19 protein-coding genes and 1 riboswitch are annotated in these 22888 nt (G+C 62.2%); of the genes, 6 read left to right on the forward strand and 13 right to left on the reverse strand.

Annotated elements, in window-relative coordinates; translation table 11 throughout:
- Nucleotides 1–80: 80 nt before the first annotated feature.
- Nucleotides 81–500: a cobalamin biosynthesis protein gene (locus tag J5286_RS13295; RefSeq protein ID WP_209190750.1), complete on the reverse strand. Its 420-nt coding sequence runs from the start codon at nucleotides 498–500 to the stop codon at nucleotides 81–83.
- A 107-nt stretch (nucleotides 501–607) separates the two neighbouring features.
- Between J5286_RS13295 and J5286_RS13300 the strand changes: the two genes are divergently transcribed.
- On the forward strand, nucleotides 608–1393 hold the full coding sequence (locus J5286_RS13300) for a TSUP family transporter (protein WP_209190751.1): 786 nt from the start codon (nucleotides 608–610) through the stop codon (nucleotides 1391–1393).
- A gap of 3 nt (nucleotides 1394–1396) precedes the next feature.
- On the opposite strand, the gene J5286_RS13305 is transcribed toward J5286_RS13300, so the two are convergent.
- The 5 genes from J5286_RS13305 to cobU are packed head-to-tail and all read right to left on the reverse strand — an operon-like array spanning nucleotide 1397 to nucleotide 8213.
- On the reverse strand, nucleotides 1397–1822 hold the full coding sequence (locus J5286_RS13305) for an EamA family transporter (RefSeq protein WP_209190752.1): 426 nt from the start codon (nucleotides 1820–1822) through the stop codon (nucleotides 1397–1399).
- Nucleotides 1822–2466 carry a cob(I)yrinic acid a,c-diamide adenosyltransferase gene (cobO, locus tag J5286_RS13310; RefSeq protein ID WP_209190753.1) on the reverse strand — a complete coding sequence of 215 codons (645 nt, stop codon included), beginning with the start codon at nucleotides 2464–2466 and terminating at the stop codon, nucleotides 1822–1824. The genes J5286_RS13305 and cobO overlap by 1 nt, the downstream gene beginning before the upstream one ends.
- Nucleotide 2467: 1 nt before the next feature.
- The gene (gene cobN / locus J5286_RS13315) at nucleotides 2468–6631 is read right to left on the reverse strand and encodes a cobaltochelatase subunit CobN (RefSeq protein WP_209190754.1); all 4164 of its coding nucleotides are present in this window, start codon (nucleotides 6629–6631) and stop codon (nucleotides 2468–2470) included.
- A gap of 9 nt (nucleotides 6632–6640) precedes the next feature.
- Nucleotides 6641–7690 carry a cobalamin biosynthesis protein CobW gene (gene cobW / locus J5286_RS13320; protein ID WP_209190755.1) on the reverse strand — a complete coding sequence of 350 codons (1050 nt, stop codon included), beginning with the start codon at nucleotides 7688–7690 and terminating at the stop codon, nucleotides 6641–6643.
- 4 nt (nucleotides 7691–7694) lie between these two features.
- Nucleotides 7695–8213: a bifunctional adenosylcobinamide kinase/adenosylcobinamide-phosphate guanylyltransferase gene (gene cobU, locus J5286_RS13325; protein WP_209190756.1), complete on the reverse strand. Its 519-nt coding sequence runs from the start codon at nucleotides 8211–8213 to the stop codon at nucleotides 7695–7697.
- 111 nt (nucleotides 8214–8324) lie between these two features.
- Nucleotides 8325–8717: riboswitch (cobalamin riboswitch) on the reverse strand.
- A 246-nt stretch (nucleotides 8718–8963) separates the two neighbouring features.
- On the opposite strand from cobU, the gene J5286_RS13330 reads away from it, so the two are divergent.
- Entirely contained in the window at nucleotides 8964–10754 is a 1791-nt protein-coding gene (locus tag J5286_RS13330; RefSeq protein WP_018900664.1) for a chloride channel protein, read from the forward strand.
- Here J5286_RS13330 and J5286_RS13335 read toward each other — a convergent pair.
- A complete protein-coding gene (locus tag J5286_RS13335; RefSeq protein WP_209190757.1) occupies nucleotides 10751–12205 on the reverse strand; it encodes a cobyric acid synthase in 1455 nt (484 codons plus the stop codon). The two genes, J5286_RS13330 and J5286_RS13335, sit on opposite strands and share 4 nt — an antisense overlap.
- A gap of 445 nt (nucleotides 12206–12650) precedes the next feature.
- On the opposite strand from J5286_RS13335, the gene J5286_RS13340 reads away from it, so the two are divergent.
- Complete coding sequence (locus tag J5286_RS13340; RefSeq protein ID WP_209190758.1) at nucleotides 12651–12998, forward strand: hypothetical protein; 348 nt, start codon at nucleotides 12651–12653, stop codon at nucleotides 12996–12998.
- A gap of 6 nt (nucleotides 12999–13004) precedes the next feature.
- Here J5286_RS13340 and J5286_RS13345 read toward each other — a convergent pair whose 3' ends face one another.
- On the reverse strand, nucleotides 13005–13160 hold the full coding sequence (locus J5286_RS13345) for an entericidin domain-containing protein (protein ID WP_209190759.1): 156 nt from the start codon (nucleotides 13158–13160) through the stop codon (nucleotides 13005–13007).
- A gap of 154 nt (nucleotides 13161–13314) precedes the next feature.
- Nucleotides 13315–14256: a LysR family transcriptional regulator gene (locus tag J5286_RS13350; protein WP_026283379.1), complete on the reverse strand. Its 942-nt coding sequence runs from the start codon at nucleotides 14254–14256 to the stop codon at nucleotides 13315–13317.
- A gap of 9 nt (nucleotides 14257–14265) precedes the next feature.
- Between J5286_RS13350 and J5286_RS13355 the strand changes: the two genes are divergently transcribed.
- The 3 genes from J5286_RS13355 (at nucleotide 14266) to J5286_RS13365 (ending at nucleotide 16175) form a co-directional block, all read left to right on the forward strand.
- Nucleotides 14266–14583 (forward strand): hypothetical protein, encoded by a 318-nt coding sequence (locus J5286_RS13355; RefSeq protein WP_209190760.1) that lies wholly within the window; start codon nucleotides 14266–14268, stop codon nucleotides 14581–14583.
- Between the two features lie 78 nt (nucleotides 14584–14661).
- A complete protein-coding gene (locus tag J5286_RS13360) occupies nucleotides 14662–14862 on the forward strand; it encodes a hypothetical protein (RefSeq protein ID WP_113010164.1) in 201 nt (66 codons plus the stop codon).
- 293 nt (nucleotides 14863–15155) lie between these two features.
- Nucleotides 15156–16175, forward strand: coding sequence for a GlxA family transcriptional regulator (locus tag J5286_RS13365; RefSeq protein WP_018900461.1), 1020 nt, complete (start codon nucleotides 15156–15158; stop codon nucleotides 16173–16175).
- Between the two features lie 88 nt (nucleotides 16176–16263).
- On the opposite strand, the gene J5286_RS13370 is transcribed toward J5286_RS13365, so the two are convergent.
- From J5286_RS13370 to J5286_RS13385, 4 genes are all read right to left on the reverse strand, one after another.
- Complete coding sequence (locus J5286_RS13370) at nucleotides 16264–17094, reverse strand: response regulator (protein WP_112941732.1); 831 nt, start codon at nucleotides 17092–17094, stop codon at nucleotides 16264–16266.
- 195 nt (nucleotides 17095–17289) lie between these two features.
- Nucleotides 17290–19833, reverse strand: coding sequence for a mechanosensitive ion channel family protein (locus J5286_RS13375; protein ID WP_209190761.1), 2544 nt, complete (start codon nucleotides 19831–19833; stop codon nucleotides 17290–17292).
- 176 nt (nucleotides 19834–20009) lie between these two features.
- Nucleotides 20010–21449, reverse strand: coding sequence for an MFS transporter (locus J5286_RS13380; RefSeq protein ID WP_209190762.1), 1440 nt, complete (start codon nucleotides 21447–21449; stop codon nucleotides 20010–20012).
- Nucleotides 21450–21625: 176 nt separating this feature from the next.
- A complete protein-coding gene (locus J5286_RS13385; protein ID WP_209190763.1) occupies nucleotides 21626–22780 on the reverse strand; it encodes an amidohydrolase in 1155 nt (384 codons plus the stop codon).
- Nucleotides 22781–22888: the final 108 nt, after the last annotated feature.

Raw genomic sequence — 22888 nt, forward strand, 5'->3', positions numbered from 1 at the left:
TCTTGCGTGTTTTCATGTCATACCTTGGCAGCCGCGCGACAGAACCGCTGCGGCTGCATCGGCGGTCACCATAGCGAGCGCTATTCTTTCCGCAACAGGGCGCGTGCGATCGCGGCTGTCGCATGCGCCGATTTGATTTTCGGCAGCACAAGCTCGGCATCGGGCCCGATCGCCGCAAGCGCCGCGGATTCCGCAACCCCATGGCAGCCCACCCGCGCAAAGACGACATCGGAAGGGGTCTTGATCCTCGGCGTCTCCCTCTCGAGCGTTACGGCATCGAAGAATACCGAGGGGACCGCAAGGCGCGTGGCGACCAACACCATTGCCGGCTCGTCGCGGCGGGAATCGATCGAAGCCAGCCCGGCGACCTGAGCGGGCTCGACACCCGCCATCTCCAAGGCCGAAGAGACTAGCGCAATGACCTCGTCAGGCGACGTCGCGCGCTCACAGCCGAGGCCGAGCACGTAGTGGCGGGTGGTATCGAAGAAGAGTGCGGTCATGGAATGGAAAAGCCGGTTACCTGTATCTTGCAAGCCATTGCAGCCCCAGCCGGTAAATGCAACAAGCGCGCCAACACAGTGCGTTCGCAGTCCCACAGGTTCCTCCATTGTACGACCTTGCCCCTCACCTCATCCTTCTCCTTGCCGCCGCAGCCTTCTTTGCAGGTTTCGTCGATGCTATCGCCGGCGGCGGCGGTCTCATCACCGTTCCGGCGATGCTGATCGCGGGCATTCCGCCGCTGCAGACACTGGGCACCAACAAGGTGCAATCCCTGTTCGGCGCCGGATCGGCGACGATCGCCTATGCCCGCAAGGGACACGTCAACCTGCGTGAACAGCTGCCGATGGCGCTGATGGCCGTCATGGGCGGCTCGCTTGGCGCGGCGCTGGCGACCATCGTGCCCGGCGACGTGCTGCGCGCCGTCATGCCGGTGCTGCTCGTGGTCATCGCGCTCTATTTCGCGCTGAAACCCAATCTCGACGATGTCGACAAGCACCGCCGCGTGACGCCCTTCGTTTTCGGGCTGACACTCGTGCCTATCATCGGCTTCTACGATGGCGTGTTCGGCCCCGGTACCGGCTCGTTCTTCATGCTCGGCTTCGTCTCGCTCGCCGGTTTCGGCATGCTGAAGGCCACCGCCCACACCAAGCTCCTGAACTTCGGTTCGAACCTCGGCGCCCTCATCGTCTTCGCCTCCTTCGGCGCCACACTCTGGAAACTCGGCCTGATGATGGGCGTCTGCCAGTTTCTCGGCGCGCAGCTCGGTTCGCGCCTTGCCATGCGCATTGGCGCGAAGCTGATCAAGCCGCTGCTCGTCGTCGTCTGCATCGCGTTCACGATCAAGCTCTTGTCCGACCCAGCCAATCCGCTGCGCGTCTGGCTGGGGCTCTGAACCTCAGAACAGCGCGAGAAGCAGCGCTCCGCCGGCGATCAGGCTGACGCCGAGCCAGTTCATCACGTTCAGCTTCTCGCCGAGAAAGACGACGCCGAAGATGGCGACGAGCACGATCGACAGCTTGTCGATCGGCGCGACGCGTGCGGCATCGCCAATCTTCAAGGCACGGAAATAGGCAAGCCACGACGCGCCCGTCGCAGCGCCCGAAAGGCAGAGAAACAGCCAGGTCTTCGACGAGATGCTGGAGAACGGCTGCCACTGCCCGCTCGCCAGCACGATGGCGCTGATGATCACAAGAATGACGACAGTGCGGATCAGCGTCGCGAAATCGGAATTGACGCCGGCCACGCCGATCTTCGCAAAGATCGCCGTCAACGCCGCGAACGCGGCCGACAGAACAGCCCAGAAAACCCAACTCTGCGTCATCAAAACTCCACGCCCGCCTGCCCCTTGATACCCGAGCGGAACGGATGCTTGATCAGCTCCATCTCCGTCACCAGATCGGCAATCTCGATCAGCTCATCCTTGGCATTGCGCCCGGTGAGAACGACGTGAGTCATATAGGGCTTTTCCGTCTTCAGGAACTCCACGACCTCGTTGATATCGATGTAATCGTAGCGCAGCGCGATGTTGATCTCGTCGAGCAGAACCATCGAATTTCGCCCGTCGCGGATCAGTTCCTTGGCCTTCTCCCAGGCAGCACCGGCGGCCGCGACATCGCGCGCGCGATCCTGCGTTTCCCAGGTAAAACCCTCGCCCATCGTATGGAACTGGCAGACATCGGAGAAATGCTTCTCGATGAGATCGCGCTCGCCCGTCCACATCGCACCCTTGATGAACTGCACGACAGCGGACGGCTTGCCATGCGCGATATGGCGGAAAATCATCCCGAAGGCCGAAGACGACTTCCCCTTGCCCTTGCCTGTGTGAACGATGATCAGGCCCTTCTCGCCCGTTTTCGTCGCCATGATCTTGTCGCGCGCGGCCTTCTTCTTGGCCATCTTCTCGCTGTGACGCGCGTCGTCGTGGCCAGTGGCCTCCGTCGTGGTCTCGGTGGTTTCCTCAGTCATGTCAAACTTCCCCGGATGCAATCTTCAATCGGTCGGCGGTGTCGGCACCGCCTGATCTGTCGTGTGTGTTGTCTGTGGCAGTGAGATCGAACTGCGCCGAATTGCTGCGCGGCGTCCACAGCCGCCGCTCTACCGCCTCCAGTAGCCGCTGCCTCATCTCCTCATAGGCGGCCGGGTTCTTGTCGATCATGAAATCGCGCACACGCTGATCGACGACGAAGGCCTGGTAGACCGCCTCGAAATGATGGTTGCCGACAGCCCCTGTGGTCGCAGCAAATGCGAAGAGATAATCGACCGTCGCAGCAATCTCGAACGCGCCCTTGTAGCCATGGCGCATGACGCCCTCGATCCACTTCGGATTGACGACGCGGCCGCGCACCACGCGGGCGATCTCTTCTTCCAGCGACCGGATGACGGGTTTCTCAGGCATGGAGTGATCATTGTGATAGATCGATGGCCTGATGCCGCCGAGCGTCTCCGCCGCCGCCGCCATGCCGCCTTCGAACTGGTAGTAATCGTCGCTGTCGAGCAGGTCGTGCTCGCGATTGTCCTGGTTCTGCACGACGGCCTGGATGGAGCGCAGCCGCTCCTCGAACACGCCGCGCTCGGCCCGGCCCTCTTCGCCGGCGCCATAGGCATAGCTGCCCCAGACCAGATAGGCCTCAGCCAGATCGGCGCGCCGCTCCCAGCCCTTCTCGTCGATCAGCGCTTGCAGCCCGGCGCCATAGGCTCCCGGCTTCGACCCGAAAATCCGATACCCCGCCCGTCGCCGAGCCTGCGCTTCGTCGAGCCCAGCCTCTTCAAGCCGTGCAGCCTCGCCCCGCATGCGCGCCGCGATCGGATTGTCTTCGGCATCTTCATCGAGCACCCCGACGGCCCGGATCGCCTTGTCGAACAGCGCGATCTGCTCAGGAAAAGCATCGCGGAAGAAGCCTGAAATACGCAGCGTCACATCCACACGCGGCCGCCTCAGCAGAGCCTGCGGAATGATCTCGTAGCCGGTCACCCGCCGCGAGGTCATATCCCAGACCGGCTTGACGCCGATCAGTGCCAGCGCCTGGGCGATATCGTCGCCGCCGGTGCGCATGTTCGACGTGCCCCACGCCGTCAGCCCGAAGGACACCGGCCACTCGCCGTGATCCTGCACATAGCGCCGCACCAGAAGCTCAGCCGATTTCTTGCCGAGTTCATAGGCCGCCGGCGTAGGCACCGCGCGGCTGTCCACCGAGTAAAAATTGCGCCCCGTCGGCAAAACATCCGGCCGCCCGCGCGTCGGCGCGCCCGAGGGACCGGGTGGCACGAAGCGGCCATCGAGGCCACGCAGCAAGCCTTCGATCTCGGCGTCGCCGCAGGCGAGGATGGCGGGTTTCAGGTGGGTTTCGATCTCGTGGAGGACGGCTCTGGTTTGGGACCAGAGGGGTGGGCATGGCAGTTCGCCGGACACGAACTTGGCTGCCAGCAGTTCGATGCGCTCGACCGTATCGCCCTGGGTGCGCCACGGGTCGGACGAGACGTCCGCGAGTATATCGGGGCATGGCCCGGTCCATGCAGCGGCCATGTCGCAGTCGAGTGGGTCGAAGGTTGCGCTGGTGGGTGGGTTACCCCCCTCTGCCCTGCCGGGCATCTCCCCCACAAGGGGGGAGATCGGCTGGGCTTGCCCGCTCGCTCCAACCTTTGCGGTTTGCGAAGACGCTTGCCACGAGTCGATCTCCCCCCTTGTGGGGGAGATGTCCGGCAGGACAGAGGGGGGTAACCCACCCACCACGTCGCCACCACTCCCAAAAACATCCCCAGCAATCGCCCGCTGCAAGCTCCGGTCACCGCCCTCACCCAGCCCACGCGGCACCCGCGCCAGCGCCACCGTCAGATCCGTCAGCAACCGCCCTTCCGGCGACACCCCAAACACATGCAGCCCATCCCGGATCTGCATCTCCTTGAGATCGCACAGATAGGCATCGAGCTTCTTCAGCGCCTCGCTCTCACTCTCCCCCTTCGCGATACCCGCATCCTGATCGAGCCCGATATCCGCAACCAGTTCAAGGATCTGCTTTCCCAACAGCCGGATCCGCCGAGGATCGCCGCCCGACGCTTCGTAATATTCATCGACCAACGCCTCCAGATCCTTCAGCGGCCCGTAGCTCTCCGCCCGCGTCAGCGGTGGTGTCAGGTGGTCGATGATCACGGCGGCGGTGCGGCGCTTGGCCTGTGTTCCCTCGCCGGGATCGTTGACGATGAAGGGATAGAGATGCGGCAGCGGTCCGAGGATCGCCTCCGGGTAGCAGCTTTCCGAAAGCGCCAAGGCCTTGCCCGGCAGCCATTCGAGATTGCCGTGCTTGCCCATATGGATCACCGCATGCGCATCGAACTGATGGCGCAGGAAGGCATAGAAGGCGAGATAGCCGTGTGGCGGCACGAGATCAGGCGAGTGATAACTTTCCTTCGGATCGATATTGTAGCCGCGCGCCGGCTGGATGCCGACGAGCACGTCGCCGAAACGCGAGAACGGCAGCGCAAACGTGCCGTCCACGACATAGGGATCGGTCTCCGGCTCGCCCCAGCGGGCGTTGATCTCCGCTTGAATCTTTTTCGGAAGAGTTCCGAGGAAATCCTTGTAACGACTCACGGAAAGCGTCGCGCGGACAACCTTCCCATCACGCCCGGAATTGGTCGGCCCATCCATTATATGATGCATCAGCGCATCGCCATCCGCAGGGATGTCACTGACGGGATAACCGGCCTTGCGCATCGCCTGGAGCACCTCGATCGTACCCGCCGGCGTGTCCAGCCCGACGCCGTTTCCGAGCCTGCCGTCGCGGTTCGGATAGTTGGCCATCACAAGCGCCACCCGCCGCCCCGCCGCCTTCGCATGCCGCAGCCGCGCCCAGTTGGCGGCCAGCCGCGCCGTGTAAGCCATGCGTCCGGCATCCGGCTCGCTGGCAACGATATTGGCCTCGACCAGCGCATCATAGCGCGCTGCCGACTTGAACGAGACAGCACGGGAGAGAACCCGGCCATCGACCTCGGGCAGCGCAACGTTCATCCCGAGATCACGCGCTGACAGCCCTTGCGAGGAGTTTTCCCATGCCTCCTTCGAGGAGGCGGAAAAGATCGCCTGCAGCACGACGGCATCGCTGGCCTCAAGCACCGTTGGCTGCCGCTCCGCACCCGGCGCCGAGACGGCGAAGCCTGTCGTGTTGATGACGACATCGGGCTTGGTGGCCGCGAAGACGCTTTCGAGGATGCCCTTGGAGACAGGGTCCTTGAGACTATAGGCGAAGACCGGCAGCGGCCGGATGCCTTGAGCGATCAGAGCCTCGATCAGCGTCTCGACGGGGCGAGTCTCGCCGCTTTGCACGAGGGCGCGGTAGAAGGAGATGGCGATGGTGGGGCGGACTGTAGCCGCTGGTGTCTCGCTTGTGGCGCCCCCCTCTGCCCTGCCGGGCATCTCCCCCACAGGTGGGGAGATTGGCTGGGGGCTCCAACTCGTTCCGATCTCTATTGTTTGGCGAGGGGCTAACCGCGAGTCGATCTCCCCCCTTGTGGGGGAGATGTCCGGCAGGACAGAGGGGGGTAACCCACCCGCCGACAGCAACCGCCACTCCTCGATCCCAACAACACCCCGCCCCGGCCACCAGATCCCGGCCTTCATCAACGGCGCCGCCGCCTCCGGCTTCTCGGCCCCTGACAACATAGCTTCGGCATAATCGAGAAACGCATGCGTATTCGCATCGCCCCCCTCGATCAGATAGGCCCAGAGCGCATTCAGATCCTCAAGCGGTACATTCGAAAACGGCGTCAACCCCGCATCCGGCTTCGAATCCCCCGGCAGCACCGCGATCAACGCCCCATGCCGCGCCGCCGCCGCATGCAGCGCCTCCAGCGCGTAGTGGAAATAGCTGGCACCCCCGAGCGCCCTGACGATAATCAGCTTCGCATGCCGCGCCGTGCGCTCGACATAGGCATCGACGGACATCGGATGCTTGAGACTCATCAGGCTGGCGATGCGCAGCGACCTTGAGCCGCCGCGCTGGCGATGCGCGGCTGCCATCGCCGCAAGTTCGGTGTCGGCGGCAGAGAGGAACAGGATGTCGCCGGGAGACTGACCAAGATCGATCGCCTCCTCGCCGTCGCTGATCGTTCCCTGCTGGGCTAGAAGGAGGTGCATCGTCTTGCCTTATGCGAGCGCCTCGATCGCCTTACGCACCGCGCCCTCATCCATCTCGTGCAACCCGATCACCACCAGCCGCGTGCCGCGCGCCTCGCCGGCAGCCCAAGCGCGGTCGAAATAGTGGTCGATGCGGCTTCCCACGGCCTGCAGCTGCAGGCGCATCGGCTTGCCGGGAACGTCGATGAAGCCCTTGAGACGGAGAACGTCGTGCGCGACGATGATGCCCTTTAGGCTCTCGACGAAGACGGCCGGATCGGCGATCGGGCCGAGCTCGACGACGAAGCTGTCGAACTCGTCGTGATCATGCGGCGTACCGTCCTCATGCTCAAGTTCGTGATGAGACTTGCGGTTGCCGATATCCTCCTCGGTGCCGATGCCAAGGCCGAGCAGAACGCTCGCCGGCACGTCGCCATTCTTCGCCTCGATCATCGCGGGCTTGCGCGCCGTGCGCGAGGCGACCTCGTCACGCACCCGGGCAAGGCCGGCGCCGTCGATCAGGTCGGTCTTGTTGAGCACGATCAGGTCGGCGCAGGTCAGTTGGTCCTCGAAGAGTTCCTCGATCGGGCTCTCATGGTCGAGCGTTTCGTCCTCGACGCGACGGGCATCGACGGCATCGTGATCATCGGCAAAACGGCCGGCGGCGACGGCGGCGCTGTCGACCACGGTGATCACGCCATCGACGGTGACCTGCGTGCGGATGTCGGGCCAATTGAAGGCGGCGACCAGCGGCTGCGGCAGGGCAAGACCCGAGGTTTCGATGACGATATGATCCGGCCTGTTCTCGCGCTCCAGAAGCTTGCTCATCGTCGGGATGAAGTCGTCGGCCACGGTGCAGCAGATGCAGCCATTGGTAAGCTCGATGATATCGTCCTCGGTGCAATTCTCAGCGCCGCAGCCCTTCAGCACTTCGCCGTCGACGCCAAGGTCGCCGAACTCGTTGATGATGAGCGCGATCTTCTTGCCGCCCGCATTGGTCAACAGGTTGCGGATCATCGTCGTCTTGCCGGCGCCGAGAAAGCCGGTGATGACGGTGGCGGGGATCTTCTGCTGGTTCATCAATTCAACCCTTCATTTTCAGCGGCAGTCCCGCCGCGATAAAATACACATCCGCGGCGACCGCCGCGATCATCTGGTGCAGTCGGCCTGCATGGTCGCGAAACTCGCGCGCCATGCGGTTCTCGGGCACGATGCCGAGGCCGACTTCATTGGAAACAATGACGAGGCGCGCCTTGGCCTTCGGCAGATAGGCGGCCAGAGCCGCGAATTCCGCTGCCATGTCGCGCTCCTCCATCATCAGATTGGTGACCCACAGCGTCAGGCAATCGACAAGCACCGCCCGTCCCACACCATCGATCGCGGCAAGCTGGCCGACAAGATCGAGGGGTTCCTCATGCGTTGTCCAAAGATCACCGCGATCAGCCTTGTGCTGGTCGATGCGCGCACGCATCTCCTCGTCCCAGGCGCGGCCGGTGGCGATGTAGTGGCGTTCGAGGCCGCTGTCGATGACGAGCTGTTCGGCAAAGCGCGACTTGCCGGAGCGAGCGCCGCCGAGAACGAGCGTAGAGGATGCGGTCGTCATGCGTGGACGACTTCACAGGAGTGCGTCCGGCCTGACGCCGACGCCAAAATCTCATTGTCTGCCATGACAACCTCCGTGCTGGCATTGGGCACACTTGCCCAGGGATGGGCTTTGCGCCCGGCACGATTGGCAGGTCTCCTGGCTCGCGGGTCCAGGCGACGATCGGGATAGCTGTATAGGCCATCCCGATCGTGCCATCGGTTCTTCCTCGCCTTCCCGACTGCAATCATGAAAAGGCGGACGATTCGTAGATTTAGAGGCGTCCAACCCCGGTTGATCATGGCTTGCATTGCCAGTGGCTTTTCCGCCGTCTTCCGCCCCTCGCCCGCCTGCACCACGCAGGCAGCCGGCTTGAGAGCATCTTACGCCGGACGGAAGACCCTGACCGCTCTACAGTCGCGGGGTCGGCTGTGATGAAGGCGCCCTGGTTGGGTCCACCCCGTCACATTCCCTTTTCATCCGCACCGCTTTTGGCGATCCGGAACCATCCGTTATCGATCCATGGTTAGGCAAGCGCGACTACGAAGTCAATCGACCGCCAATCGCGGCCACCAGCCAAATTGACTGACATCAACCCTCAAGACGATCATCTCTACCAGATTTATCGTCTATTATCAGAGACTTAATGTCATAAAAACTTGTTGCGTCAGCCGGGTTTTTGCCGCATTTGCAGCGCATGCGGCGCAGCACCGCAAATGTCCCCTCCTTTACCACCCTTGAACGGGCTTTCGCCCGCCTAGTTTCCCCACCATGCGCCTGAAAATCAATCTTAGACGGCTTGGCCCGCTACACACACTGCTCGATGCGGGGCGCATGCGCGCGCTTCTCAGGCGCAGCGAAATGGGCATGGTGCTGGCCGGCGCGTTGATCGGCGTCACGTCAGGCCTCGCCGTCACCGGCATGAGCCTGATCTCGCGCGAGATGCACAGCCTGATCTTCGGGATCAGCGATGTCGAGCGATTGAGCTCCTCGCAAATCGACGACAAGTTCCTGCTGATGGCCGCCCCCGTCTGCGGCGGCATCCTGCTCGGCCTGTTGATGTATGTGCTGGCAAAGACCCGCAAGAAGCCGATGGTCGACCCGATCGAGGCCAACGCGCTGCATGGCGGCCGCCTGTCCTTGACAGACAGCATCATCGTCGCGATCCAGAACCTGATCTCCAACGGCTTCGGCGCATCCGTCGGCCTTGAGGCCGGCTACACGCAGTTGGCGTCCGGCATCGCCTCGAAGCTCGGCTTCAAGCTGCAACTGCGCCGCGCCGATCTGCGCGTTCTCGTCGGCTGCGGCGCCGCCGGCGCCATCGCCGCCGCCTTCAATGCGCCGCTGACGGGCGCCTTCTACGCCTTCGAGCTCATCATCGGCACCTATACGATCGTCTCGCTGACCCCCGTCGTCGTCTCGGCACTGGTGTCCACGCTGGTGGCCCGGCTGCTGGCCGGTAGCGACTTCATCATCGATGTCGGCGATTTCGGCACCGTCATGCCGGCCGATTACGTGCCGGCCATCCTGCTCGGCGCCTTCTGCGCCGGCATCGGCATCCTGATCATGCAGGGCGTCGCCTTTATCGAGGAGCTTGCACGCCGCAGCTCGATCGCGCTGCCCTTCCGCCCAGCGCTTGGCGGCATCATCGTCGGGCTGCTTGCGCTGGTGACGCCGCAGGTACTGTCGGCAGGCCATGGTGCCCTTCATCTCAATCTCGACCGAGAAGTCGTGATTCCCGTGCTGATCGGGCTTTTCCTGCTCAAGGCGCTGGCCTCGGCGATCTCGATCGGCTCCGGCTTCCGCGGCGGCCTGTTCTTCGCCTCGCTGTTCATGGGCGCCCTGCTCGGCAAGTTCTTCGCCTATTCGGCCCCCTATTTCGCCCATGCGACGCTGACGCCGATCATCTACGCCGTCGTCGGCATGAGCTCGCTTGCGGTGGCCGTCATCGGCGGGCCGCTGACAATGACCTTCCTGGCGCTCGAAATCACCGGCGACTTCCCGATCACGGCGCTGGTTCTCGCCGCCGTCATCACCTCGTCGCTCGTCGTGCGCAGCACCTTCGGCTATTCCTTCGCCACATGGCGTTTCCACCTGCGCGGCGAAAGCATCCGCAGCGCCCACGATGTCGGCTGGATCCGCAATCTGACGGTCAACAAGCTGATGCGCGCCGACGTCAAGACGGCCAAGGTCGGCATCAGCATCGAGCAATTCAAGGAAAGCTTCCCGATCGGCTCGGCCCAGCGCGTGATCCTGGTCGAGGACAGCGGCAAATATGCCGGCCTCGTGCTCGTGCCCGATATCTACGCCAATCTCACCGACACCGCCGACGAGAGCAAGGGCCTCGACGAATTCGTGCGCTACCGCAACGACTTCCTGACGCCGCAGATGAACGCCAAGCAGGCCGCCGCGATCTTCGACAAGACGGAAAGCGAAGCGCTCGCCGTCGTCAACAATCTCGTCGAGCGCACCGTGGTCGGCCAGCTCAGCGAAGCCCACACGCTGCGCCGCTACAGCGAAGAGCTGGACCGCCGCCGCCGCGAGGTCTCCGGCGAGATTTAACTGAGCAGGTTATCCAGCCAGCGCTTGTCCAGATGGGCTTCGAGCTCAGCCGCAACGTCGTCAAGCGCCTGCTCGACGCCGGCGCGATAGTCGCGGCTTTGGCCTGTGAGGCCGAAGCTTGCAAGCAGCCGGGACCGGTAGCCGTCACTCGCAAACAGCCCGTGCAGATACGTCCCAACGATCCGGCCGTCGCTAGAGATCGCGCCATCAGGCTTGCCATCGACGATCGCGAAGGGTCGCACGCTGTCGGCGCCTTCGGTAATCCCGAGATGGATCTGGTAGCCCGAGAGTGCCTCGCCATTCTCGGCCGAAACCGCCACGCTGTTGCGCACCGTCTTCTCCGCGTCCATGACGGTCTCAACGTCGAGCAATGCGAGCCCTTCGATCTCGCGCACACTCCCTTCGATGCCCAACGGATCACGCACCGTGCGCCCTAGCATCTGGTAGCCGCCGCAAATGCCGATAACCCGTCCGCCGCGCCTGATGTGCGCGGCAAGATCCTTATCCCAGCCTTGAGCCCTGAAATCCGCGAGATCGGAAATGGTCGATTTCGACCCCGGAAGAATGATCAGCTGCGCATCGGCAGGCAACCGTTCGCCGGCGCGAACGAAGACGATTTCCACATCCGGCTCCGCCAACAGCGGATCGAGATCGTCGAAATTGGCGATCCGCGGCAACACGGGAACCGCGATCTTCAGCGCCCCGGCCTGTCCCCGCGCCAGCCGCTCCAGCGCCACCGAATCCTCGGCCGGTAGCCGCACGGCGGCCTTCAGCCACGGCACGACGCCGAAACAGGGCCAGCCGGTGAAACGCCCGACAGCAGCGATCCCATCGTCGAATAGCGACACGTCGCCACGAAACTTGTTGATGATATAGCCCGAGATCATCGCCCGATCCTCGTCAGACAGGATCGTGTGCGTCCCGACCAGCGAGGCGATCACACCGCCGCGATCGATATCGCCGACGAGAACCACACGTACGCCGGCGCGCGTCGCAAAGCCCATATTGGCGATATCGCCCGGCCGCAGGTTGATCTCGGCAGGCGAGCCCGCCCCCTCGACGATGACGAGATCGGCGCCGCGCGAGATCGTCTGAAAGCTCTCGGTGACGTAATCGAGCAATTGCGGCTTGAGACGCTGGTAGTCGCGGCCCTTGGCCTGCCCCCAGACCTTGCCCTGCACGATGATCTGGCTGCCGACATCCGATTGCGGCTTCAAGAGCACCGGGTTCATGTGCACGGAGGATGGCACGCGCGCGGCCATCGACTGCAGCCACTGCGCCCGCCCGATCTCGCCGCCATCATCGGCGACGGCGGCATTGTTCGACATGTTCTGCGGCTTGAACGGGCGCACCGAGATGCCGCGATTGGCAGCCAACCGGCACAGGCCGGCGACGAGCACCGTCTTGCCGACATCCGAGCCGGTCCCTTGCAGCATGATGGCTTTGGTCATTTGGCGCGGCGCTCCTCGAAACTGAAGACGGCGTACAACGGCGTTTCAGCCCCGGTCAATCGCAACGGCTCGATCGCAACCGTTCTAAATGCGAAAGCCGCGCAGACCCGAGGTCGCGCGGCTTGCCGAAATACGCTGGCGCTTTGCCCATACACGGCGAAGCTCACGTTCCCCGGGACGCAGTACCTGATCCGGAGAAGCAGCGGTTGTCCCCCGCCACGCAGCTATTCTTAGCGCCACATTGTTACCGGATGGTTAGTGAGCACTTAACCAAATATGAATTCGCGCCCTTTTGACGATTTTGTTTCGGCAACGATATGAGCGGGTTGAGACAGGCTGCCGCACAGGCGACAGGTTTCCGCAAGCAAGCACGTTGCATATAAGTCGCCAAAGACGACTCGCCGCTTCCAGCGACGAACGAATACAGACGACATGGAGAATGACGATGACCTCAGCCCCGTTTCCCGATTCCGAGACGATCGCCGCCAAGTTTTCCGCGCTGGGCGAACAGGACAAGTCCTATCTCGGGCTGATCATGGAAAACCCGGTGCAGGACGACAGCCTGCTAGATGGCATCCATCGTCACCTGGACAATGCGTCGCGCGCACCGTTCCTGAACACGCTGAAACTCGAGGCATTCGGAAAATGGGTTGGAGACGCAGCGCCGCCGCGTCTCCAGATTCGCTTGATGGAAGCTTCCAAGTCCAGTCAACATCCCGCCTATGCCGCCTTCCGCAAGGGCCTGACGGCATCGGGTGGGCTGGAAAAAGCCTATCCGCAGGCGAAAATCTGAGCCGGCTTACTTCTTGGCAGCGTGATTGACGCTACGACCGGCATCCTGCGTGGCGTTGACGGCGTTTGCCGTATCGCGACCGACGCCACGGATGGTGTTGGCGCAAGAGGCAAGAGTGAACAGAAGCATGACGGCAGCACCAATCTTTACCGTGGTGGTCATAGTCGGAAATCCCTTGTTAAAAAACCGCTCTCCGCAGCCAGTCGCACGACTGCTGCGCGCTGATAACGCACTGAACCGAAAAAGGTTTCAGCCGGACTTCTCTTTTTTAAATGAGCGATATTAGCCGGGCACGAATACCCTGCCCGGCTGACCTTCAGGCGGCGATCGCCTTGGCTTTTTCGCTGAATGCCAGCCGGATGCTTTCAGCCACCGTCTTCATCGGCGCCGTCATCTGCGAGACGGTCAACAGGCGGATATCGAAGGAGCCGAGTTCGGGCAGTCCGTCCTGCGCGCCGAGGATTTCCATGTCCTCGCCGACGTAGGAGCGCGGCAGCGGCGCGATCGCGAGATCGGAGACCACAGCGGCGCGCTGCGCCATCGTATGGCCGCTCAGAAACGCCACGCGGAAATCCCGCTTCATCCGCTCAAGCTGCGCAAGCGCCTCAAGCCGCCAGATGCACCCCTCTTCCCAGATGGAGATCGGCAGGGGTTCGCGGCGATGCGCGGTGCCGCATTTGGCGCCGGCCCAAACCAGCCGCTCGCGATAGACGATCTCGCCATCGGTGGGCAGCGGACGCGTGGCGCAGTTGATCAGCGCCAGATCGAGCCTCTGCTCCTCCATGCGCTTGCGAAGCCCCAGGCTCATGTCGATGGTCACATCAACCATGATGCCGGGAAAGTTCTCGGCGAAGTTCTTCAGGATGCCGGGCAGGATCCGCTCGCCGATATCCTCGGGCGCGCCCAGCCGCACGACGCCGCTCAACTCCGGCATGATGAAGCGCGACACGGCCTCATTAGAGAGAGCCAGCATGTTGCGTGCGTACGACAGCAGAACCTCGCCATGCTGAGTCAGCGACACCGAGCGCGCATCGCGCAGAAACAGCGTCGCGCCGAGCTGTTCTTCGAGTTTCTTGATCTGCATGGACACGGCCGACGGCGTCCGGAACACGGCTTCGGCGGCCGTTGAAAAATTGCCGGTCTCGGCGATGGCCACGAAGGTGCGCAGCACATCGTTGTCGAGGAGCGGAATGGGACGGCGAAGCGGAGCTGTCATCATCTCATCTTTCAATTTTCTTGATACATAACACAATATCATTTTGTTTGATTGAAAGTCAACCAAGGTTCAATCTGGCTGGTATCGGATCACTTCGATGAAGGAGACAAACCGATGACCACTCGAACCCTGATAGAGAGCCTGCGCGACTTCATCGCCCGCCGCCGCGTTCTGGCGATGCGACGGACCGCCATCGAACAGATCGCCCGCCAGCCCGGCCACCTTGCCGCCGACGTAAACGTGCCGCGCCGCCATGCGCCAGCGGGAATCACCGTCGTCATCATCAGCGCTATCGGCTGCCCGATCCACATGATCGGCCAATCATTCAAAATGATTGATGATAGCCATAAACTCTATTCGTTTGATTGATGGGCCACAAAGGACCATATCAGTAACAACGAATTCACAACCGAGAGACGTCGGTCGATACGAGAAAGGACATTCGACATGACCACGATCACCTTCAGAGACAACAAGCTGGCCCATGTGGCGCATCATGACCACTCCCTGTCAGCCTATGCCCGCAAGGTTGCCCGCGCATGGCATCAGTGGCAAGCCGCACGCGAAATCGAAGCCATGCCGATCGACATGCGCAAGGATTTCGGCTGGCCGTCGGCGGATAATGTAGACGACCACAAGGCGATGTAATGGATGCGACATACCTCCCCGCATGAAAGCGGCGCCTGCTTCCCCGCAGCGCCGCTTTCGTCGTTTTAGGCCCCTCGTGATTTAATCTTGAATATCAGGAACATGTATTTCCAAGGCGGCTTTTGGCGAACATTTGTTCTTGTCAAAAGCCAATTGACCGACGTCAATTCAAGCAATGTCGCATTTTTGCTCTTTGCGGCCGCATTTTTCCATGAGAATGTCGCTTTCTGAATATCTAAGCGGCGCAATCCAAGCACCAATAGCGCATTGGCCCTCCATCATGGATTTCTCGCATGAGCAAGATGTCGCATAAGAAACGCTCCATCGTCTTCTTCATGGTACCGCAGTTTACGATGCTGCCCTTTTCGGCCGCGATCGATACGTTGCGCATCGCCAACCGCATGCTGGGCTACCAGGCCTATACCTGGCGCCTGACATCGGTGGATGGCGAAAAGGTCTATTCCTCCTGCGGCATCGGCGTCGAGGCCAACACGTCGCTGGCGGACGAGCGCCGCAACCTCGGTGGCGAAAACCGCCCGAGCATGGTGCTGGTCTGTTCCGGCATCGACGTAGAGGAATTCAACAACAAGTCCGTCAATGCGTGGTTGCGCGAATCCTACAATCGCAGCGTCGCCGTCGGCAGTCTCTGTACGGGCGCGCATGTGCTTGCCCAGGCCGGTCTCCTGAATGGCAAGCGCTGCGCGATACACTGGGAAAACCTGCCGGGCTTCTCCGAAGCCTTCCCGCAGGCGGAGGTCTATGCCGATCTCTACGAAGTGGACAGCAATCTCTACACCTGCGCCGGCGGCACCGCCTCGCTCGACATGATGCTCAATCTCATCGGCGAGGATTTCGGCGAGACGCTGGTCAACCGCGTCTGCGAGCAGCATCTGACCGACCGCGTGCGCAGCCCGCACGACCGCCAGCGCTTGCCGCTGCGCGCCCGCCTCGGCGTTCAGAACGGCAAGGTTCTGTCGATCATCGAATTGATGGAAGGCAATCTCGCCGAGCCGCTGTCGCTGCTGGAGATCGCCGACGGTGCCGGCCTGTCACGCCGCCAGATCGAGCGCCTGTTCCGCCAGGAAATGGGCCGCTCCCCTGCCCGCTACTATCTCGAAATCAGGCTCGACCGCGCCCGTCACCTGCTGGTGCAATCGTCGATGCCTGTTGTCGAAGTGGCCGTTGCCTGCGGCTTCGTCTCCGCCTCGCACTTCTCCAAGTGTTATCGCGAACTCTACCACCGCTCGCCGCAGCAGGAGCGCGCCGAGCGGAAGATGACGATGGCGACGGCCCGTCAGGCCATCGCTGCCTGACCGGAAAAGCAAAACCCAAGACGAAAAGAACCCGAAACGCTCCAGGCGCTTCGGGTTCTTGTTTACAGGCACCAGTGAAACCGTGGCGTCAGGCGCTCTTGCGCATCGGCTGCATCGATTGGATCTGCAGCAGCGTGTCGAGGTTCTGGTTGACGCGGCAATAGAACTCTTCGTCGATGAACGGTCGCAGCATGAAGTCGTTGCCGCCAGCCTTGAGGAAGCGTGCCGAGAGCAAACGGTTGGACGACGAGGATACACCGATGATCCGCAACTGGTGCGAGCCGATACTGGAACGGATACGTCGCGTCAGCTCGAAGCCATCGATATCAGGCATGTTGTAGTCGGTGATCATCAGCCCGATATCGCGATTAGCCTTGAGAATCTCCAGCGCCTTGGCGCCGCTATCGGCCGTGCTCACACGGAAATTATAGCGCTTGAGGCGGCTCGACAGCAGCGCGCGTGCCGTGGCGCTGTCGTCGACGATCAGCACGTGATGGCGATGGTTGGTCAGGAAGCGGCAAATGGATTCGGCCAGGAGATCGACGGCGAAGACGTTGTCCTTGAGGATATAGTCGACGATATCCTTGGCGAGCAACTTGTCGCGCATGCCTTCATGGAAGGTACCGGTGAAGACGATGGTCGGGATGCTGAGATCGACGAGATACTCAAGCGCCTCGCCGTTCTCGGCACCCGGCAGGTTGATGTTGGAAATGGCGAGCGTGATTTCCTGGGACGACTTGTCGTAGCACAGCTGGAGATCTTCGAAATTCCGGCAGATCTCCACGTCGATGTTGAAGAGTTCCTTCAGACGCGTGCTGATCATCGACGTAAAGACGTTCGAATCCTCCGCCAGAACAATACGAACATCATTAAATGTGTCGCCGGAATACTGCATCCCGGAAATCCCCAAAAACGCCATGTCAAAACCCCAAAATGAAATCGGTCTCCCTGCTTCAAATCGGTACATGGGGCGGTTTGAATAAGTATTAAACGGCAAGCTTACTTGCGGCACAAACGACCGCAAGAACACGCCGCGGGGCCTTTCTTCGCAACATGATTAAAGGACTGTTCGCGCAGCGCTATTCTATCGCCTAGTGACGAGCAGGAGGACCGCCTAGCCGTCCGCCGTCTTCCCACGCAGCCGGCGAACGCGGCCATCATCCTCGTCGATCTTGGCGTCGCCGGAAGCCTCTTCCACTGCCGGCTCCGGCGCCAGGATCTCGACATCCGGCGTGACCGTATCCGGCTGGCGATGAAACACCACGTCGCTCTGCGGCAGCGGGATCTCGATCGCCTCCTGGCGAAAGCGCTTGAGGATCGCGATCCTCAAATCATTGCGCACCTTCAACCCATCGCCCATGTCGCCGAGCATGAAGCGCAGCTCGAAATCCAGCGAATAAGGACCGAAGCGCAGGAACTCGACATGCGGTTCCGGATTGCGCAGCACCAGCGGTACGGCATTCACCAGCTCGAGCAGGATATCCATCACCTTCTGCGGATCGGAATCATAGCTCACCGAAACAGGAATTTCGGAGCGTCCCATCTTGTTGCGATGGGTCCAGTTGCCGACATTGGCGTTGATCAGCTCCGAGTTCGGCACGATGATCGACTGCTTGCGGAAGGTCTCGATCTCCGTCGCACGCACCGAGATGCGCTTGACGATACCCTCGGCCGTACCCGAGACCACGTGGTCACCGACCTTGAACGGCCGCTCGACCAGCAGGATCAGGCCGGACACGAAGTTCGACACGATGTTCTGCAAACCGAAACCGATACCGACCGACAGTGCCGAGGCAACGAGCGCGAAGCTCGATAGATCGATACCGGCAGCCGACACGCCGATCAGCGCCGCGATGCCGACACCCAGATAGCCGATGCCCGTCTTGACCGAGTTGCGCACGCCAAGATCGACATGGCTGCGGGCCATGACGTTGTTGTCGAGCCAGCGCTGGATCCAGCGCGTCAGGAGATAGCAGCCGGCAAACAGCAGGATACCCGTGAGTATGCCGACCAGCGAAATGCTGATACCGCCGAGCCGGACCTCCGTGAACAGGCGATAGGCGATCAGCTGCAGGTCCTGCACATGGAAGCCCCAGAGCAGCAGGATAAGCGGAATGCCGGTGGCCAGCGCCACACCATAGATGCAGAAGCCGACGAGCAGGCCGACCTGATCGATCACGACGGGCCCGAGCTTGAAGCGCGACGCCAGATACTGGCCAGGCCGCGTATCCCCGAAAGTTTCCGTCCTCGAAATCGCCTTGCCCGAGAGCAGGCCGATATAGGTCGTGACGCCGATCGCGCCGGTAAAGATCAGCTGCGAGGCGATGAAGCGCGCGAAACCGACATAACCGGTCAACGCCGCGAAGATGAGACCGCCACCGAGCACGCGAAGCACGATCGCCAGCCCCTTCGGCCAATGCCGGCCGGGCGCATCCGGATCACGGCTCTTCGCCATCATCGGCCGCCCGAAGGACGCCGCGATCAGGATCAGGCCGATAATCAGCGCCGCGATCCAGCTGCGGACGACGGTCAGAACCAGAGGCGAGCCCATCGATTCGCTGATGCTGCCGAAGAAGAAGTCCAGCGCATGGACAATCGCCATCGCCAGAAGGCAGGCGCTGATCGAGCTTGCACCACGATTGGACAGGCGGACGAGACGCCACTGCGGATCGCGCGGCGCGAACACGGCATTGGTGAAGCGCCGAACGAAATAGATGACGCCGATCGTCGAAAACAGCGCCGCCACAACGGGCGCGATGTCGGGTCTCAGGACATTGAAGCTATCGAGGAACAGATAGGAGGTGACCAGAAGCGTCGCGAGCGACAAGGTTCTGACCAGCGTCGACCAGAAGGCAATCGAAAGCCGGCTGATATAAGAGGGCGGCTCATCGCTCTCCTTGCGCTGCAGATAGTGCCCGAAGAGCCGATAGCTGCCCGACAGAAGGATCAGCGCTGTTGCCAGCGACATGAAGATCGCGGCAGCAAAGGCAAACGCCTTGAACTTCAGCACGAAGCCCAGCCAGCTCGCCAGCGCCTGCTGGAATGCGCCCACTTCCTGGACAAACGCAGTACCGGCGTCGGCAAGCACGGAGGCGGAAATGTCGCTGCGGCGAAGCAGTGTCGCGGCAAACAGCTTGCGGCGCAGTTCCGCGATCTGGTTGCTCATCCGCCCGAGCGAGGCGGTCAGCGTTTCGGCGTCGCCTTGCACGACGTTGAGCTGCGCGCGCTCCGCCATCAAGGCATTCCGCTCGTTGGCGACGATCTCGGCCTCGGGCGGCTGCCCGTCCTTCGGCGGCTCGCCAAGCTCGGCCAGGCGCGCCTTGATTTGATCGAGACGCGGCGTGATACCGCCGGAAATCCCGGCAACGCCGCGATTGAGCTCATCGGCCCGTCCGGCGAGCGCCACCAGCCCGTCATCGTCGTCGACACTCTGCTTCACGCTCTCCTGAAGTGCCGCGAAATCGGCCTTGGCTTTGGCCATATGCTTGGCGGCCTGATCGCCCGGCCCGCTTTGCGCCGGAGGAGTCTGCTCAGCGGCTGGCTGAGCGCTCTGCGTAGGTGCTGCGGGTGGCGGGGTCTGCGCATGGCTGGAACCAGCGCCGGCCACGGCCAGCGAGACAAACAATAAGCTCTGAAGCAGAAAACGTGTGAGCCGCAAGGTATCCCCGCCAGGTTTGGTAGCAACTTCGGTAGTGAGAACGAGCGCCCGCTTTTCATAGGAAAGAAAGGCGACAGAAAGGCGGCGGCTCGAAGCAATCATCTGAGCCCTCGCTATCACGTCGCGATCCATGCGGCGACGTGGAAATCGGCCGCACCTGGATCACAGTTCAAGCGCTACCGCTGACGCTTGTGCCCTGAAACCTCGGCGCCGGCGTCGTGTGGCAACTGCAGAAACCGCAGCGTCGACACGACGCCGATCGCGCCGATAACAACGAAAGCCCAGCGAAAATCGACAAGTCCGGGATCACCAAGCCCGCGAACCGCCGCCGACACGTTGAGAACGGACGCCGCAATCGCGACACCCAGCAACATAGACACCTGCTGCAGCATGCTCGACAAGGTCGAAGCCGAACTTCTTTGCGCGCCGCTGATATCGGCAAAGGCAATCGTGTTGAGCGCGGTAAACTGCATGGAGCGCGACAGGCCTGTCATGAACAGCAGGGCATAGATCATCACGCGCGGCGTCTCCGGCACGAGAAAGCCGCAAGCCGCGATCGTCAGCGCCGCGATCAGCCCGTTGAAGAAGAGTACCGTCCGGAAGCCGAACCGCGCGAGCAAAGGCGTCGTCACCGTCTTCATGCTCAGATTGCCGAGGAAATAGACCAGCAGATAGATGCCCGCCTCGATCGAGCTCAGCCCGAAGCCGAGCTGGAACAACAAGGGCAGCAGAAACGGCGGCGCGTTGATGGACGTGCGGCTTGCCGTTCCGGCCGAGAGCGTGGCGATCGCAAAGGTCTGCACCTTGAACGACGAGAGATCGAGAAGCGGATTGTCGACCCGCATGAAATGCCTGTAAGCCATGAAAGACAGGACGATACCGGCAACCAGCATGGCGCCGACAGGCGCAAGACCGCCATGCCATTTCGCCGACAATTCGAGCGCCGCCAGAAGAAGCGTCAGCCCGGCGCCGCTGAGGATAAAGCCGCGCACGTCGAGCCGCCCGGCATCCTCCTCGCGCTGTTCCGGCACGAAACGCCAGACGAGCGCCATACCGAGAACGCCGATCGGAAGATTGATCAGGAAGTTCCAGTGCCAGCTTGCATAGGTGGTGATGACGCTTCCGAGCAGCGGCCCGATGACGGGCGCCGTCAGCGCCGGCCACGTAATCAGCGCGATGGCCTGCACCAGTTCGGACTTGCGTGCGTTCTTCAACACGATGATCCGACCCACCGGCGTCATCAGCGCGCTGCCGGCGCCCTGGACCGCGCGGGCAAGCACGAATTCGGTCAGATTCTCGGAAAGCCCGCAGAGCAGCGAGGCGACAGTGAACACGGCGATGGACGCCATGAAGACGCGGCGTGCGCCATAGCGATCGCCAAGCCAGCCCGACAGCGGAATGAAGGCCGCCATGGTCAGCATGTAGACGGTGATACCGATGCTCATCGAGATCGTGGGAACACCAAAGCTCGCCGCCATCTGCGGCAGCGAGGTGGTGACGATCGTGCCGTCAAGGATCTGCATGAAGAAGGATACGGCGACGACAAGCGCCACTATTTTCGAACGGCGCGCGCTACCCGCGTCACCATCCGCCTCGACCGTCTCAACTGCTGTCATCAATCTGCCAATGTGAAATCTGGATCAAACGGCCGGCAACAGCACATGCAGCGTGGGGCGTCGGTCGAACCTGATCGTAGATAGGCCCATCGTGCCTAACGGGAAAGGGAAAAACGACCGGCGCGGGCAATTTCCATGAGCCGGCGCACATGACATCAGTCAAATCTGCGGCATCATCAGCCGAGGATATTGGTGATCGCCCGCAAAAACACGCCGGCCCCGATCGGGATCAACGCCTCGGGAAAATCATAATCCGGATTGTGCAGTTGTGGATGCGTTTCGCCCGACCCGAGGAAGAACATGGCCGACGGCGCGACGGTTCGAAACAGCCCGAAATCCTCCGAGCCCTTCATCGGCAGCAGGGGGCTGTCGCTCTGGTGGCTGACGCCCTCGTCATCCAGCGCCCGCCGCAGCGCGTCGACGGCTTCAGGCGAATTGAAGCACTGATGAAACACATCCTCGTAAGTGATCTCGATCTCAAGCCCGGCGGCATCCGCCTCGCTTTTCGCCAGCATCTCGGCGCGCTGCACCAGCCCGGCCATGCGTTCATCCGTCAGCGTCCTCAACGTCGCCCATATCTCGGCCCGCCCGGGGCTGATGCCGAAGGCAGGCTCGCCGAGGCGGGCGTGGGTGACAGTCACCAGCGCGAAATCGGGACCGACAGGTGCGACGCTCCCAAGCGCCGTGAGCCCGCCAAGCAGGCTCGCCAGCGCGAATGTCGGCGCAACGCCATCCTCCGGGCAGGATGCATGGGAGGTCTTGCCGTTGAGAACGATCTTCATCCCGCGCGACGCGCAGTTGACCGGACCTTCGCGCAGCAGCACATGGCCCAAAGGCACGCCTGGAAGATTATGCAGCGAGAGCGCCATATCGGGCTTCAGCGTCGCGAACTCCGGATCGGCAAGCACCGCGGCGGCACCCGCGCCATTCTCCTCGGCCGGCTGAAACAGCAGGATCACACGCCCCTTGTTCGGCCGCTTCTGCCCGAGCGCGGTTGCGACCGCCATCACGATCGACATATGCCCGTCGTGACCGCAAAGATGCCCCTTGCCCGGGATCGTCGACCGATACTCCTCGTTGGAGATTTCCTCGATCGGTAACCCATCGAGCTCGCAGCGGATGAGAACCGTCGGCCCCGGAATGGCGCCGTCATAGACAGCGGCAACGCCGTGGCCGCCAAGGTTCGAGACGATCCGATCGGGCTTTGCCAGAAGCAGCGCTTCCTGCACCCGGCGCGCGGTCTCGACCTCTTCGCCCGACACCTCGGGATAGCGGTGAAGCTCGCGGCGAAACGCGGTGATATTTGAAAGCTCTTCCTGCGTCAGAAACATCGGCCTCATCCTGCAAATCTGCCGCATGCTATGTGCGCCTGACCTGGGTAGCAAGCCGCTTCGTGAAACGGGGGAAGTTGTCCCGGATTGCCGGGATCGCCGCCGAAC

The sequence above is a fragment of the Rhizobium sp. 16-488-2b genome, from assembly GCF_017741815.1.
Lineage (GTDB): Bacteria > Pseudomonadota > Alphaproteobacteria > Rhizobiales > Rhizobiaceae > Rhizobium.

What these genes read in the sequence shown, in the direction of transcription:
- cobO (WP_209190753.1), bottom strand. Translation starts at nt 2,466, where the DNA reads ATGACTGAGGAAACCACCGAGACCACGACGGAGGCCACTGGCCACGAC.
- cobN (WP_209190754.1), bottom strand. Translation starts at nt 6,631, where the DNA reads ATGCACCTCCTTCTAGCCCAGCAGGGAACGATCAGCGACGGCGAGGAG.
- J5286_RS13360 (WP_113010164.1), top strand. Translation starts at nt 14,662, where the DNA reads ATGACCACGATCACCTTCAGAGACAACAAGCTGGCCCATGTGGCGCAT.
- J5286_RS13385 (WP_209190763.1), bottom strand. Translation starts at nt 22,780, where the DNA reads ATGTTTCTGACGCAGGAAGAGCTTTCAAATATCACCGCGTTTCGCCGC.
- J5286_RS13345 (WP_209190759.1), bottom strand. Translation starts at nt 13,160, where the DNA reads ATGACCACCACGGTAAAGATTGGTGCTGCCGTCATGCTTCTGTTCACT.
- J5286_RS13365 (WP_018900461.1), top strand. Translation starts at nt 15,156, where the DNA reads ATGAGCAAGATGTCGCATAAGAAACGCTCCATCGTCTTCTTCATGGTA.
- cobU (WP_209190756.1), bottom strand. Translation starts at nt 8,213, where the DNA reads ATGACGACCGCATCCTCTACGCTCGTTCTCGGCGGCGCTCGCTCCGGC.
- J5286_RS13330 (WP_018900664.1), top strand. Translation starts at nt 8,964, where the DNA reads ATGCGCCTGAAAATCAATCTTAGACGGCTTGGCCCGCTACACACACTG.
- cobW (WP_209190755.1), bottom strand. Translation starts at nt 7,690, where the DNA reads ATGAACCAGCAGAAGATCCCCGCCACCGTCATCACCGGCTTTCTCGGC.
- J5286_RS13370 (WP_112941732.1), bottom strand. Translation starts at nt 17,094, where the DNA reads ATGGCGTTTTTGGGGATTTCCGGGATGCAGTATTCCGGCGACACATTT.
- J5286_RS13350 (WP_026283379.1), bottom strand. Translation starts at nt 14,256, where the DNA reads ATGATATTGTGTTATGTATCAAGAAAATTGAAAGATGAGATGATGACA.
- J5286_RS13295 (WP_209190750.1), bottom strand. Translation starts at nt 500, where the DNA reads ATGACCGCACTCTTCTTCGATACCACCCGCCACTACGTGCTCGGCCTC.
- J5286_RS13335 (WP_209190757.1), bottom strand. Translation starts at nt 12,205, where the DNA reads ATGACCAAAGCCATCATGCTGCAAGGGACCGGCTCGGATGTCGGCAAG.
- J5286_RS13380 (WP_209190762.1), bottom strand. Translation starts at nt 21,449, where the DNA reads ATGACAGCAGTTGAGACGGTCGAGGCGGATGGTGACGCGGGTAGCGCG.
- J5286_RS13305 (WP_209190752.1), bottom strand. Translation starts at nt 1,822, where the DNA reads ATGACGCAGAGTTGGGTTTTCTGGGCTGTTCTGTCGGCCGCGTTCGCG.
- J5286_RS13340 (WP_209190758.1), top strand. Translation starts at nt 12,651, where the DNA reads ATGACCTCAGCCCCGTTTCCCGATTCCGAGACGATCGCCGCCAAGTTT.